Below are 14,119 nucleotides of genomic sequence, written 5' to 3'. Positions count from 1 at the left end.
GCTGCGCTCGCTTCCTCCTCTGCCTGCAACCACGCCGGTGCTGCGCCTGCTTCCTCCTCTGCCTGCAACCACGCCGGTGCTGCGCCCGCTTCCTCCTCTGCCTGCAACCACGCCGGTGCTGCGCCTGCTACGGCTGGCTCTTCGGTCTCCCAAGCAGAGAGATCGCTGGCATCAGCCTCGCGGAGCCATGTCGGAATCTTACTCGATGTTGTTGTCGGCGAGCTATCAACGAGGCCAGACGGTTCCGCCTCTTGCAACCACGTCGGCGCTGCGCCTGCTTCCTCCTCTGCCTGCAACCACGCCGGCGCTGCGCCTGCTTCCTCCTCTGCCTGCAACCACGTCGGCGCTGCGCCTGCTTCCTCCTCTGCCTCTTGCAACCACGCCGGCGCTGCGCCTGCTTCCTCCTCTGCCTCTTGCAACCACGTCGGCGCTGCGCCTGCTTCTGACTCAGCAGGTTCCCACCCAGCAAGATCACCGGCGTCAGCCTCGCGCAGCCACGTCGGAACATCGCCAGCAGAGCCGGCAGTTGGCGGCGTATCGAGCGGCGCCGGCTCTGGTAAAGCGGCGCTCAACTGTTGCTCTGCTTCCAGCAACCAATCAGGCGTCTCTTCTGGAGCTTCCGGTTGCAGCGCCGGCGCAGTTTCACCGGTCATCCAAGCCGGAAAGCCAGCATCGGAGCCGGTTAGGCTACGCAGCGCCGCATTGCTATCAGCCACTAAAGTTGGCGCATCCGGCGCGACTGGCGGGGTGGTCGTCGGAGGCGACGAGAAATCTTCATCCAGCAGCCACGACGGTAGATCAAGGCGCACCGAACCGGGAGCAGCCGGCGGCTCATCACCGGCAACATTCTGCAACCATGCCGGCAAATCCGGCACTGGTGGGCCACCGGCTGGTGGACGATCCGGCGTTGACCATTCCGGCAAATCGGTTGCAAAGACCGTCTCGTCATTCGCGGCTGCGCCTATCCCCCAATCCGGCGGATTGGTTGGCGGCGCCATCTCGGCCAATTCATTCAACCAATCATCGAGCGCCGGTTCAGATGGCTGTTCGGCTGCCGCAACCGGCTCGCTCGGCAACACTGACGGCTCCGATGGCGCTTCAGCAAAGGCCTGTGTAATCTCTTCCTCGCTCAGATCGCGCAACCATTCGGGCACACCAGCATTAGGATCAAGCGATGCCGGTTCGGGCGCTGGTTCGATGGCCTCTTCATGGCCAATACTCCGCAACCAATCAGTAGGGCCAACGGGCATGCGCACCCGCGAACTTGTGGTTGGCGGCGGTTCAGGCGGTGACTCGGCGGCGGAAGCTGGTTCGCCACTGAGGCTCTGCAACCAACCTGTGGCGCCGAAAGGTGACGGTCGTTCAGACGGAGGTTCCGGTGCGGCTTCGGCCAACCATGCCGCCGGCTCGGCGCTAGCAAGCGGATCACTCACCTCGGACTGCAACTCAGCCAGCCAATCGGGCACATCAGCGGGAGCAGCCTCTGGTTCAGGCGCAGTCAGCCAATCAGGAATCACCTCAGCAGACGGTGGTGATGGCGGGGTTATCCGATCAATACCGCGTAACCACGCTGGCGTCTCATCGGAGTCGTCCGGCGGCGGCGGTAAGGGCACATTACGAAGCCATGGCGGTAGATGTTCCATAGTGGCATCATCAGCGCCGGTACGCGACCACCTCAGCGATCGGCATACGGCATATCAAAGCCAATGAGTAAACGCACGCCGGCCACGAGTGCGCCAATCGCCGATCCAAGCAAAAGGCCGCGGGCACCGGCAGCAATCAGATAATCATTGAGCCATTGCACAGTCTGGCCGATCACTGGGATCAAGGTCAATGGCGGCAATTGAATAATCAGCGCCAACAGCGCCACGACGACCACAACCACCGCTTCAGCACGACCACTGCGCAGCGCGCGCAGCATCGCGCTGAGCGCGAAAAAGGCAAGGAGCGCGAGCAAGCTCGCGGCGAGCGGTTCATAGATCAAGCGAAACACCGTGCGGATCGGCGGCGCAGCCAAGGTCGCGGGCAGAGCCAATCCGGTAGCAGTGCGGGTCGGGTAGAAAATGCCGGCCACAATGACGATGAGCATCCCCGCCATCAGCACAAGGCTATAGCGAAATTCTGGGGCGCGCATTTGCACGCGCCGTACATGCGCCTGCACTACACTCCACGCTCCAATCAGCACCGCGATAGCCGTAATCAACGCCGCCCACTGCACCAACACCGCTGCCAAAGCAGCAACTGCCGGGCCAGCGCCGACAAAATCAAGCAGCACGATCAACCCGCTCACACCGGCGATCACCACCGCGATCAATTGGCGCGGATTGCGCAACGGAGACGACATGAGATCACCACCCCGGCAAGAACGGCCATCCCAACAGCGACCGGATCACGCCGTACCCAAAGGCCAACACCAGCAACCAGATCACCACTGTCCGCAGCGTATCGTGGGTCAACAAGCGCGCTTGGGGCGCAGGGGCCGCGGTCAGATGCGCTTCAGCCGCAAAGATCTCTTCGCCAACCAACACGTGCGGCGTTGTCACTGCCATCACACCTAGCGCCGCTGGATGGGTGCTGCCCAATACTTGCGGAATCTGTTGTTGCGCACCAATCTCGGCAGCCAGCAACACTTCCTGATCAAAAGCACCGGTGAGCAAGCTAGCCTCTAACGGTTCACGGTGATAGCGAACCGCCACAGCCGCCGCATACGCCATCGCGTCGGCATGCGCCCACAGCTCGATCTGGCGCGGATCGAACGCCTGCGGCTGGCCTACAGAGCGGTACGACTGTCGAACGGCACCTCGCAACGCGAGATGGGCCACTGCATCAGCCGAGCTAACAACAATCGTTGCCCCGCTTGCCGCTGCCTGCTCGCTCGCCTGCTGCACAACGTTCAAGCCGGCCAGCAACTCAGCCGTACTGGCCCGTTGCCTGTCGCCGGCCCCGATCGTGCTAGCACCGGGAGCGAGATGCACTGCCCGGCCTGTTTCGGCACTGCGCGCCAGCGCCACCTGTAAAGCATCCAACGCCGGCAGAGGCCGCCGTACCGGCAGCCGGCCAGCAAGCACGCGCGCGTGATGAAGCCAGACAAGGGCGATGACCACGACAAGCGCAATGATAAAGAAGAGTGCCGGCAGGCTCATCAGATGCTTCCTTCTTTCCGACAACGCGCAATCGTTTACAGCTTGGCCGCTAATTTCTTATTGAGTGTAACCCACTAGATCGGCTTTGTCAATTGTTTGAGCCAAGAAAAAGCGTCACAAAGCGATAAAACGATACGAAATCGTAGAAAGAACGCTATGCGTAAGATTCTGGGCCGCCAGTGATGGCATACGGTAGCGTTGCTGCCGTATGCCGGCTGACCTACAGGGGTATGCCAGCAGGAGAAACGAGACAGCGCGCCACAAACAGCTACGGCTGTTTATGTAAACGCTCCTGCAACAGATCGCGTAGCGCAGGCCAATGGGCCGGCGTCGTCAACAGCTCGATCACGCCGGCCCAGCGCGTGCCGCGCGCCAATGGCGCCAGCACCTGCGCGCCTTGACTGCACACCACATCGAGCGGGGCAACAATTTGCAACACCATTGCGACCGGCACACTCAAGCCGGCCCGCTCGATCTGGTCAGCTAGGTGGTGAAGGGGGTGAGACGGTTCCATTTGGCGTTTGTTCAACCACCCGGCGCAATGCATGCAAAAACTCAAGCGCCAGTTTCTCGAAGCGTTTGCGCTGGGTGGCATCAATCAGGTGGGCAACCAGATCTGGCAATTCCAGTTGGTCAAGCCGCTCGATGCGGTAACGGCCATCCTCAAGCGGCACCAACCGGCAGCGGTTGACGCCTTGAAACGGCGGAAAACTGATCCGGAAGCGCGTGGCCCGGCTCAACGGCGTATAATCGATCACTTCCATCTCGGCATGCACGAGCATACCGTGTAGTTTGAAACGATACCCGTGCCGCGGACGATCATCCGGCGGCAACTCAATCCGCACCCGTTCCAGCGATGGCATCCAACGTGGCCAATTGCTGAAATCATCAAGCACAGCCAACACCCGCTCTGGCGGCGCGGTTGTCACCGTCGTGGCGGCGATCTCATAGCGGATCATCGTCTCGTCACCTCTGCGCTGATGCCGGCAACGCGGGCGGCATCAGAGTTCATCACCAAACACGATCCCCAAACTCCGCGCACACAGCACTAAGTCGCTATGCGGGCGCACCCGATTAAGGTAGCCGCAGGCTTCGGCCAGCGGCACTGTCACAATATCTTGCCCGCGCAGCGCCACCATCTCGCCATAGATCCCGCGCGCAGCGGCTTGCACCGCCGCTGCGCCGTAGCGCGTCGAGAGCAAGCGGTCATACGGCGAGGGTGAGCCGCCCCGCTGCAAATGGCCTAATACCACCACCCGCACATCTTTGCCGGTCAGATGCTCAAGCTGTTCCCCGACCCAGTGCCCGATCCCGCCCAACCGGCCTTCAGCGATATACATCTCTTGACCGCCGCGCGGGCGCGCGCCTTCCGCCACCACGATAATGCTAAACGCGCTCCCTTGCACATCGCGCGCATGCACCTTTTCCGCCACCCGTTCGATCGCGAAGGGGATTTCCGGGATCAAGATCACGTCGGCCCCGCCCGACAAACCAGCGTGCAACGCGATCCAACCGGTATGCCGGCCCATCACCTCCAGTACCATCACCCGGTTGTGGCTAGCCGCCGTAGTGTGCAGCCGATCGATCGCATCAGTCGCCACTTGTAGCGCGGTATCAAAACCGAAGGTGCGATCGGTGCCGGCGAGATCGTTATCGATCGTCTTCGGCACCCCGATCACCGGCGCACCCAGTTTGTGCAGCTCCAGCGCGATGCGTTGGGTGCCCTCGCCGCCAATCGTGATCAACGCTCGCAATCCCATCTCTTCAATCGCTTTGACGGCGCGGACATACGGATCCTCTTCCGACAGCTCATCGCTGCGTCGCGGGCCAAAATGGCCTTTATTCGTCGTGCGCAGAATCGTTCCGCCACGCGGCAATAACCCTTGTACATCGGCATTGGTCAACACACGATAGCTCTTCGTCCCCAACAGACCCTCGAACCCGTCGTGAATGCCGAGCACTTCCCAACCGAGACTGGACGCCGACTTGACGACTGCACGGATGACGGCGTTGAGACCCGGCGCATCGCCTCCGCTGGTGAGCACGCCGATCCGCTGCTTCTTGCTCGCCATGGCTTACCCCCTCGGACTTATTTCGGTTATCACAGTTTGCCAGCCTGACACACAGATTATACCACCCGCAACTATAGCGTAGCGGTAAATTGTGACGGTTTTTTGTAGTTGTGAGGCAACCACAGTAAAGATAGAGGATCGCTCTATCCCTACTCCAGGCCAAGCTGGCGACTAACATCGCGTAAAAACGCCATCGCCGCGGGATGATCGAGGATGCGCGCATCGTACCACACACTGAGATGCGCGATCGCACCTGTCACCATGGTGGTGTTATCAAACGCAACCGGTTGCGGATGGGCCGCGCTCAGCGTCAACGCCGCCGATGTGCCCGGCAACGGCGGTACGATCTGCCACCAGCCGTTCGTCGCCGCAATCACACAGGTTGCCCCGCTCAGATCGTCGTTCGCTTGCGCCAAGGCGCGGGCAATGCCGCGTTCGGTCAGATCACCGGCATCAGTGATCAAGCTCCAGCGCCCGTCAGGCAAACCGGCTGCCACGTGGTAGCGATGGCGGATAATAATGGCCGATTCACTCCACGTGGCGTTGATCAGCGGGTGCATCGGGAAGAGCGCCGCCGCCGCCGCAATCAATGCACCGAGCGGGGTGGCTTGCAGACCGCGCGCGGCGAATGCGGCAGTCTGGGCCGCGCACCGGCGCAAGAGCGGCTGCATATCCACAGCAATGGTGGCACTCGCCAACGGAATGAGTTCGGTGATGGCTAATGGCGGTTTAATGACGGTCGCGACGGCTGCCGTCTGATCGGCTAGTATCGGCACCGGTTCAGCGATAGGCCCAACGGGTTCAGGCGGCATCATCTCAGCCGGCGCCGTGATCATCTCCGGTTGGGGTTCAGGGAAACCTGCGCTCGTTCTTGCCGCCGCCAACACATCATCCCGCCCGATCCGGTCCGCCGGCCCGCTGCCGGTCAGGGTGGCGAGGTCGATCCCCAGCACCGCAGCCATCTGCCGCGCCAATGGCGTCGCCCGGATACGGCGCGGCGGCACGCAGCGGGCAAGGACTGCGCCGGCAGGTAGCTGCGTCCCCGGCGCGACCAGTTGTTCGGTGAGCACACCGTCACATTGCGCCGGCAGCACCCACTCGGCGTCAGCTGTGAGCACTCGCGCCACCGGGGTGGTGAGTGTGATCGGGTTGCCTACGGCGACGAGCCATTCCAACAAGATCGCCTCACCCAGTGCCGGCGGCAACGTGATGGTCTGTCGTTGCATGCGCAAGCTCCATTGCTGCTAAAGATGCGGTAAAGGCGACGCGGCGCGTCGCCCTGTTCCTCCGCTGACGACTCGGCTCACCCCGCTTGCAACGCCTCGGCCCAGAAGGCATCGACGTTTTGGCGCAACAGATGATGTTCAGGGTGCGCCAGCTCCGGATCATCATTCAAGATTGCTTCGGCCAACCAGCGCGCTTCGGCCAGCAGCCGGGTATCGCCCTGTTGGGCCATCTTCAGATCGGGTGTCCCGCTCTGGCGGGTGCCGAAAAACTCGCCCGGCCCGCGCAGTTGCAGGTCAATTTCGGCCAGCTTAAAACCGTCGTTGGTTTGTTCCAGCGCCGCCAACCGCTCTTTCGATTGCTGGTTATCGCTATCGCTGATCAAAATGCAGTAGCTTTGGTGGCTGCCCCGTCCCACCCGGCCCCGAAACTGGTGCAATTGGGCCAAGCCAAACCGCTCGGCGCCTTCGATCACGATCGTGGTCGCGTTGGGCACATCAATGCCAACCTCAATCACCGCCGTCGCCACCAGTATATCGTACTGGTGATCGCGAAACGCGCGCATCACCTCATCTTTTTCACGGGCCGGCATCTTGCCGTGCAGCAGCGCCACCCGCAAATCAGGAAAGACCTCGTGTTGCAAGCGTTCGTACATCTCTTCGGCAGACGGCAGATCGAGCTTCTCGCTCTCTTCGACCAGCGGACATATTACGTAAACTTGCCGACCTTCGGCGACCTGCTTGCGGATGTGGCGATAAGCTTTTTCGCGTTCAGACCGGCTGATCCGGCGAGTGCGAATCTCTTGCCGGCCCGGTGGCCGCTCGTCAAGCACCGAGACATCGAGGTCGCCGTAGATGGTCAACGTCAGCGTGCGCGGGATGGGAGTCGCGGTCATCACCAGCATATGCGGGTTGCAGCCTTTGTTCTTCAGCCGCAACCGCTGCTCGACGCCAAAGCGATGCTGTTCATCAACCACCACCAAACCTAGATTGGCGAATTGCACCGTCTCGGTGATCAGCGCATGGGTGCCAATCACTAGATCGATCTCGCCGCGCGCAATCCCTTCCAGCACCCGTCGCCGCTCGCGCACGCCCAAACTGCCGGTGAGCAACGCGACCCGCACCCCTTGCCCCGCCATATCCTCTTCGGGAGTCATGCCCAAAATCGCCACGATCTCGGCCAGCTTGGCCGCATCATCGGGATCGAGCAAAGCCCGCCAGTCAGCTTGTTGGTACGTCTCGGCAGGCGTGGTTGCCGTCGCCTTGCGCGGCACCCGCACCCGGCTGAGCAACTGTTTGAGATTTTTAGCGTGCTGTTCAGCCAAAATCTCGGTGGGAGCCATCAGTGCCCCCTGAAAGCCGTTGGCGACTGCTTGCAGCAATGCCGCCGCCGCCACTACCGTCTTGCCGCTGCCGACATCACCCTGTAACAAGCGCGCCATCGGCGACGGACGCTGCAGATCGGCAAAGATCTCACCAATCGCCCGCTGTTGGGCGGCGGTGAATTGAAACGGCAACCGGCGCTGCAGATCGGCATGCACTTGCATATCGATAGTGAAAGGCAACCCTATCTCTTGCTGCCAGAGCCGTTTGCGCTGCAAGACGCCGAGCTGGATGAAGAGAAACTCGTCGAAGCCGAGCCGGCGACGAGCGGCAGCCAGTGTCTCGTGCGAATCGGGGAAGTGGATCTGGGCCAGCGCCTCACCAAGCGGCAACAGCCGCGCTTGTTCGCGGCGATGCGGCGGCAGGTGATCGGGCACCCGCGGCGCCATCGCATCGATCACGTGCTTGATAAAGCGGCGGGCCTGATTCTCGTGCAAACCCTGCGTGAGCGGGTAGATCGGCACCAGCCGGCCCGTATGCAAGAGCGCATCAGGATCAGGCGTGTAGCGTTCCCAACGCGGGCTGCTGAACTGACGCTTGCCGCCGAACGCCGTCACCTTCCCGCTCAGCGCAATGGTCTGCCCGACCTTGATCTGCTGCGCGATCCAGCGTTGATTGAAGAAGATCGCTTCAATCGAACCCGTCTCGTCGCTCACTTCCACCCGTACCCGTAGCTTGGGGCCGGCGCCGATCGTGCGCACGTCGGTCACTTCGCCAATCACCGTCTCTTCGGCGCCAAGCTGCAATTCGTTGATCGAACGGCGGCGGCTGACATCATCGTAGCGGCGGGGGAAGTGATAGAGCAGATCGCGGATGGTCACGACGCCAAGCCGGCGAAAACTTCCCGCGAGCCGCAGATCAACCTCAGTAATCTGTTCGAGCTTAGCATCAAGATCAAGCTCAGCCAGCGGACGCTTCGGCATCTGCACCGCTCGATTGCGCACTTGCCGCGTTACCGTGCGGCGGGAAGCAGGTGGCGCCGGTTCTGGCACCGGCGCAGGTTCCGGCGGATTGGGGGCAAGCCGGAAGAGCGACCGCAACTCTTCGATCGCCGCTGCCAACGCCTGATCGCGTTCGGCGAGCGTCATACCGTCGTACCCCATCAACTGCCCGATCGCGCGTTGCACCGCCGGCAAGCGCGCGGCGCTGCCGGCAGCAGCCGACCAGTGCCGGAGAAACGCCAGCAAACCGTCATCGGTCACCCGATCGGCGCACCCATCACGGCGCTCGGCGGCCAATACTTTGCCGAGCGCCGTCACCTGCTGTCGCTCAATCTCGGTCATGCCTCATCGAAGCCTTCAAACACCGTCACCGCCATCGCGCCGGGGCCAAGCCGGGCCGCAATCGCCGGCCCCATCCGCGACACCTGCACCCGATCACGCGGGAAAATCGGATCGAGCTTCTCGAACAACTTCTCGACATCTTCCGGCGTGGTGGCGTAATGAATGATCACATCTTCGACGTGGGGAAAATCTTCGACAAACGTAAAGAGGCCCTCGATCGCCTTGGCGCGGGTGCGCGTGCGCTCGTAGGGCACAATCTCACCCTCATCGAGAATCATAAGCGGCTTGATCCGCTGCATCGAGCCGATCAGCGAGCCGCTAAACGTTAAGAGGCCGCTCTGCTCAAGATATTCCATGGTATCGACGAAAAAGGCAGTGTGGGTATGGCGAATGGTCTGCCCGATCAAGTCGCTCACCTCAGCCGGCGACATGCCATCGCGGATGGCGCGAGCGGCAGCAATGGTGACCGATCCTTGCCCCATCCCGGCCAACTTGCTATCAATCACCTCAATGCGCGTATTCGAGGCTGGCAACCGCGCGCAGGCGGTTTGCACCTCGCTCAGGATGGATCCGAGCCGGTGGCTGAGGTGGATCGAGTACACATAGTCATAGCGCCCCAACAGGCTACGGTAAAGCTGCTCGAAGACCGTCGCCGACGGTTTGATGATCTCAACCCGGTCGTGGCCATTGAAAAGCAGATCGTAGACCTGATCTTCGCTAATATCAATCCCAATCCGATACAGCCGATCGTCAATCTGCGCCAAGAGCGGCACAACTTCGATCTCAAGGTCGCGCGCCACCTCAAACGGGATGTCGCTCGCGCCGTCAGTAATGACTTTCATCAGTGCCATGGTCTGCCCTGTGGTACGGAGCGGTTTGCCAAAGCGGATACAATATGGTATAGTCTCACAAAGTGTGACTATTAATAGAGATGTACGTTTCGGAGTGTAGTCCTATGGCAAAATGTGAACTCTGCGGCAAACAACCTTCATTTGGTCACAATGTCAGCTTCTCAAAGCGCCGGACCAACCGGATCTGGCGGCCCAATATCCAGAAGACGACGTTGATGGCGCCCGGCGGCCAGCCGGTACAGGTGCGAATCTGCACCCGCTGTATGCGCACACTAGCCAAGACGCGCTAATGTGCGGTTCGGCATCCATTAGGAGAGGCCAGTGTCCGGCAGGGACGCTGGCCTCTGCGCTTTTGCCCATTATAGCCGATACGCTAGCGCCACGCAAACCATCAAGGCAGCGGGCACGTCCAAAACTGGGTAAAGAATTGCTCGCCTTTTATGCCGTCACGGTAGGCTTGGGATGCAGCGCGCAAATCAATTGCGCAATCCGCCTTCGCATCCGGCGACCGGAACGTGACCTGCACCGATGTATTGTGGACAAGATGAGGCAGGCTATCGATGGTGTTCCTGACAAGGCCGAGCTAGTCGCCTAAGGCTGTTCGATCAGCCAGATTAGCAACGTCCAACATCACGCCAATCCACTCTGATTGCACCCCAAACCCCTTTACCGTACTGCGGCTCGTCACGCATACTTCACCGAAACCGCTGGCCGAAACCTCACGCGCTCCAATACCAGCCGCCGCCAATGCTTCCTGCACCGCCTGCGCATCGCTAGGCAATGACCGGGTCGCCCACTGAAACCAGCACGGCGCATTGGGATCTTCAGGCAGGAAGGGCAGATCGGAGAGATCACACGCACCGAGCATCGTCACCAACACCACACAAGAGCAAGATCGCGCGTTTCATAACAAGCTCCGTTGCTGAATGAACCCTGCTTTCAAGGTAACCAAAGCGGTTACGGCGGCGACTGACAGGCGGCATGCTGTCCTTGCGAGCGCCGCACAGTGGAGCGCAGCCATCCCCCCGAGCACGGCCTGAACCCCCTCAGGCATTATCTCCACCAAACTGGGGGATTGCTTCGGTCGGGCAGCATCCAGCTCCGCTGGACGCCGTCCCTCCCTCGCAATGACAAATGGGTGAGCCCCGCTCCCGCCACAAAACCCCACCACCACAGAAACCTCATCGCCGGAAGGTCATAACCTTCCGGCGATGAGACTTCCCATTCGTTGTCAATTAACCAAACCGGCCCGAAATATACTGCTCGGTGCGTTCGTCCTTCGGGTTTTGGAAGATCTGCGCTGTCGGCCCATACTCGACAAGCTGGCCAGCACGGTCGCTATCCATCAAGAAAAACGCCGTGTAATCAGAGGCGCGTGATGCCTGCTGCATATTGTGAGTCACGATAATAATCGTATAGTTCTGGCGTAGCTCAAACATCAACTCCTCGATCTTGAGGGTTGAGATAGGATCGAGTGCCGAACACGGCTCGTCCATCAAAATCACTTCCGGCTCGACAGCAAGGGCGCGGGCAATGCAGAGACGCTGCTGCTGGCCGCCCGACAGCGACAAGCCATTCTGGTTGAGCTTGTCCTTCACTTCATCCCACAGTGCAGCGCCGCGTAACGAACGCTCAACCAGTTCGTCCATCTCGCGCTTAGACAGCTTCCAGCCATTGATACGTGGACCATACGCCACATTATCGTAGATACTCTTGGGGAAGGGATTCGGTTTTTGGAAAACCATACCAATCCGACGACGAACGTTCACCGGGTCAACACCCGGAGCGTAGATATTTTCGCCGTGGAAGAGAATCTCACCCTCGACCCGAGCCGAGGGCACCAAATCGTTCATACGATTGAACGAGCGCAACACCGTACTCTTTCCGCAACCTGAAGGCCCGATCAGGGCAGTAATGCGGTTCTTTTCAATCGCTAAATTGACGTTCTTGACCGCACGAAATGAACCGTAGTAGACGTTCATATTCCGTGCTTCAAGTGCATTTGGATTGTTTCGGTCCATATCATGAACGATTGTCATTGTATACCTTCACAACACTAGTAGCGTTTCTGATACCGATTACGTAGATAAATCGCGAGCGCGTTGATGGTCAACAAAATGGTCAGCAACACCAAAATACCGGCTGCCGCGAGCGCGCGGAAATCATCGTTCGGGCGCGACGTCCAGTTAAAGATCTGGATGGGCAGCACGGTAAAGACATCGAACAGGCTCCGTGGTAAGAAGGGAACGAACGTCAGCGCACCGATGGTAATCAGCGGCGCCGTCTCACCAATCGCGCGTGATACAGCAAGAATACTGCCGGTTAGAATCCCACCGATTGACTGCGGCAATACCACATGCCATACCGTCTGCCAGCGCGTTGCACCAAGCGCATAACTGGCCTGACGCAAACTTAACGGTACTGCACGTATCGACTCACGGGAAGCAACGATAATAATCGGTACGACCAATAAGGCCAACGTCAGCGCACCGGTAATGATACTGCGACCAAGAAACAGCCAGCGAGCAAAGACTTGCAGACCGAGTAAACCGTAAATAATGGAGGGTACTGCGGCAAGGTTACTGATATTGATCTCGACTAACTTACTAAACCAATTATCGCGTGCATATTCTTCGAGGTAGATGGCCGCCGCAACACCAAGGGGAAAGGCAAAGAGGATCGTAAGAGAGATAGTGTACAGGGTACCGACAATAGCGGCCTTAGCGCCGGCTCGTGTCGGAAACCGCGAGTCGAAATTGTTAAAAAATTCCCACGTCAGCCAGTTTGTACCACCGGTGAAGATGCCCGTTGCCTTGCTGATAACGTCGAGGATGAGTACAACGAGTATACTCAAACCAAAAACAATACTAAACCATCCTAAAATGGTTAATATGGTACCTTTGAAGTGACGCCACTTCAAGTTACCACCACCCCGATCAGTGACTTTTTCAACCGATTGGGTTTTCACTCCGATTTGTTCTTGGGCAGACATTAATCGTAAACCTCCCGGAACTTACGTACCATCCAGAAGCTGAAGATATTTAACACGAAGGTAAAGAGGAAAAGGGTAAACCCAACAGCGTAGAGTGTATAGTAGCTCAAAGAGCCGTAGGGTGTATCACCGAGACTGACTTGCACAATGTACGACGTCATTGTCATGACCGGTACAGTTGGATCAAAGGTGAATCGTGGGTTCTGACCGGCGGCAATTGCGACGATCATCGTCTCGCCAACTGCGCGTGAGAAAGCGAGTACTATCGATGCCACAATACCCGAAATTGCCGCCGGTGCAACTACGAGTGTGGCTACTTCGAACCGGGTGGACCCCAACCCATACGCTGCTTCACGCAACGAGTTCGGTACTGCCGACAAAGCGTCTTCGCTGAGTGAAGCAACGAACGGAATGAGCATCACTCCCATTACCAAACCGGCACTTAATGAATTGAAAATACTCAGCGTTGGAATAAAGTTCTTGAGAAACGGTGTAACCACAGTTAAGGCAAAATAACCATACACGACGGTAGGAATACCGGCCAGAATCTCAAGGAGTGGCTTGACCGTGCGCCGAATACGATCAGATGCAAATTCACTCAGGAAAATAGCTGCGATCAGACCGAGCGGGACTGCCACTAACATGGCGATGGCTGAGGTCAATATTGTTGCCGATAGCAGTGGCCAAATCCCGTATTTCTTAATTGAAAAAAGTGGTGTCCATTCAGTTTCAGTCAAGAATTCAACAATTGAAACTTCGCTAAAGAAGGCAATCGTTTCAAATAGTAGAGAGAAGACGATACCGGCCGTTGTCAGAATTGAAACTGTAGCGGCACCTATGAGAGCAACCTGAATAAGGCGTTCACCGAACGCACGGATGGGATTGATTGGTTTGCGGAGATCGGTAACAGCCACGAACATCTCTCCTTCACGATCAAGCTATGCCCGCTTCTAGCCTACCATAGAGAGACAGTATGAGCAAGAGCAGAAGCCCTTGCCCATACTGCACATACAGAGAACGTTACTTGCCCAAGTACCGATCTAGGGTCAAACCAACTTCCTCACCGGGCTTGACTAGCGTCCCCAAGACACGGTCGTTGAAGCGCTTGGCAATTGCCCGGTAGAGCTCCTGTGACAGCGCGACATAGCCAACCTGCGGGGTTTGGATCAGCG

At 59.0% G+C, this 14,119-nt stretch carries 13 protein-coding genes and 1 pseudogene; 1 reads left to right on the top strand and 13 read right to left on the bottom strand.

Features of this window, described 5'->3' with window-relative positions:
• The 9 genes and pseudogenes from U9R61_RS04320 to U9R61_RS04280 form a co-directional block, all read right to left on the bottom strand.
• A pseudogene (locus U9R61_RS04320) lies at positions 1-1,643 on the bottom strand (hypothetical protein); the annotation flags it as partial.
• A gap of 32 nt (positions 1,644-1,675) precedes the next feature.
• On the bottom strand, positions 1,676-2,344 hold the full coding sequence (locus U9R61_RS04315; RefSeq protein ID WP_322487591.1) for a hypothetical protein: 669 nt from the start codon (positions 2,342-2,344) through the stop codon (positions 1,676-1,678).
• Between the two features lie 4 nt (positions 2,345-2,348).
• Positions 2,349-3,143 (bottom strand): DUF6754 domain-containing protein, encoded by a 795-nt coding sequence (locus U9R61_RS04310; RefSeq protein ID WP_322487590.1) that lies wholly within the window; start codon positions 3,141-3,143, stop codon positions 2,349-2,351.
• A 268-nt stretch (positions 3,144-3,411) separates the two neighbouring features.
• The gene (locus tag U9R61_RS04305; protein ID WP_322487589.1) at positions 3,412-3,657 is read right to left on the bottom strand and encodes a hypothetical protein; all 246 of its coding nucleotides are present in this window, start codon (positions 3,655-3,657) and stop codon (positions 3,412-3,414) included.
• Positions 3,623-4,102, bottom strand: coding sequence for an SRPBCC family protein (locus U9R61_RS04300; RefSeq protein WP_066789531.1), 480 nt, complete (start codon positions 4,100-4,102; stop codon positions 3,623-3,625). The genes U9R61_RS04305 and U9R61_RS04300 overlap by 35 nt, the downstream gene beginning before the upstream one ends.
• 42 nt (positions 4,103-4,144) lie before the next feature.
• Positions 4,145-5,215: an ATP-dependent 6-phosphofructokinase gene (locus tag U9R61_RS04295; protein ID WP_322487588.1), complete on the bottom strand. Its 1,071-nt coding sequence runs from the start codon at positions 5,213-5,215 to the stop codon at positions 4,145-4,147.
• Positions 5,216-5,364: 149 nt separating this feature from the next.
• Positions 5,365-6,441 (bottom strand): E3 binding domain-containing protein, encoded by a 1,077-nt coding sequence (locus U9R61_RS04290; RefSeq protein ID WP_322487587.1) that lies wholly within the window; start codon positions 6,439-6,441, stop codon positions 5,365-5,367.
• A 77-nt stretch (positions 6,442-6,518) separates the two neighbouring features.
• Entirely contained in the window at positions 6,519-9,104 is a 2,586-nt protein-coding gene (recG, locus tag U9R61_RS04285) for an ATP-dependent DNA helicase RecG (protein WP_322487586.1), read from the bottom strand.
• Positions 9,101-9,955: a DegV family protein gene (locus U9R61_RS04280; RefSeq protein WP_322487585.1), complete on the bottom strand. Its 855-nt coding sequence runs from the start codon at positions 9,953-9,955 to the stop codon at positions 9,101-9,103. The genes recG and U9R61_RS04280 overlap by 4 nt, the downstream gene beginning before the upstream one ends.
• Positions 9,956-10,059: 104 nt before the next feature.
• Here U9R61_RS04280 and rpmB point away from each other — a divergent pair, with 104 nt between their 5' ends.
• On the top strand, positions 10,060-10,245 hold the full coding sequence (gene rpmB, locus U9R61_RS04275; RefSeq protein WP_066789540.1) for a 50S ribosomal protein L28: 186 nt from the start codon (positions 10,060-10,062) through the stop codon (positions 10,243-10,245).
• Between the two features lie 293 nt (positions 10,246-10,538).
• Here rpmB and U9R61_RS04270 read toward each other — a convergent pair whose 3' ends face one another.
• From U9R61_RS04270 to pstC, 4 genes are all read right to left on the bottom strand, one after another.
• Positions 10,539-10,829, bottom strand: coding sequence for a hypothetical protein (locus U9R61_RS04270; protein ID WP_322487584.1), 291 nt, complete (start codon positions 10,827-10,829; stop codon positions 10,539-10,541).
• A 361-nt stretch (positions 10,830-11,190) separates the two neighbouring features.
• Positions 11,191-11,994 (bottom strand): phosphate ABC transporter ATP-binding protein PstB, encoded by an 804-nt coding sequence (pstB, locus tag U9R61_RS04265; RefSeq protein WP_322487583.1) that lies wholly within the window; start codon positions 11,992-11,994, stop codon positions 11,191-11,193.
• Between the two features lie 17 nt (positions 11,995-12,011).
• Positions 12,012-12,947 carry a phosphate ABC transporter permease PstA gene (gene pstA, locus U9R61_RS04260; protein ID WP_322487582.1) on the bottom strand — a complete coding sequence of 312 codons (936 nt, stop codon included), beginning with the start codon at positions 12,945-12,947 and terminating at the stop codon, positions 12,012-12,014.
• Positions 12,947-13,861, bottom strand: a complete 915-nt coding sequence (pstC, locus tag U9R61_RS04255; protein ID WP_416208818.1) for a phosphate ABC transporter permease subunit PstC — start codon at positions 13,859-13,861, stop codon at positions 12,947-12,949. The genes pstA and pstC overlap by 1 nt, the downstream gene beginning before the upstream one ends.
• Positions 13,862-14,119: the final 258 nt, after the last annotated feature.

Origin of the sequence: Chloroflexus sp. (genome assembly GCF_034431535.1) — a bacterium.
Taxonomy (GTDB): domain Bacteria; phylum Chloroflexota; class Chloroflexia; order Chloroflexales; family Chloroflexaceae; genus Chloroflexus.
Note: the sequence above shows the minus strand (reverse complement) of the source record. Positions and strands in the feature narration are given on the sequence as shown.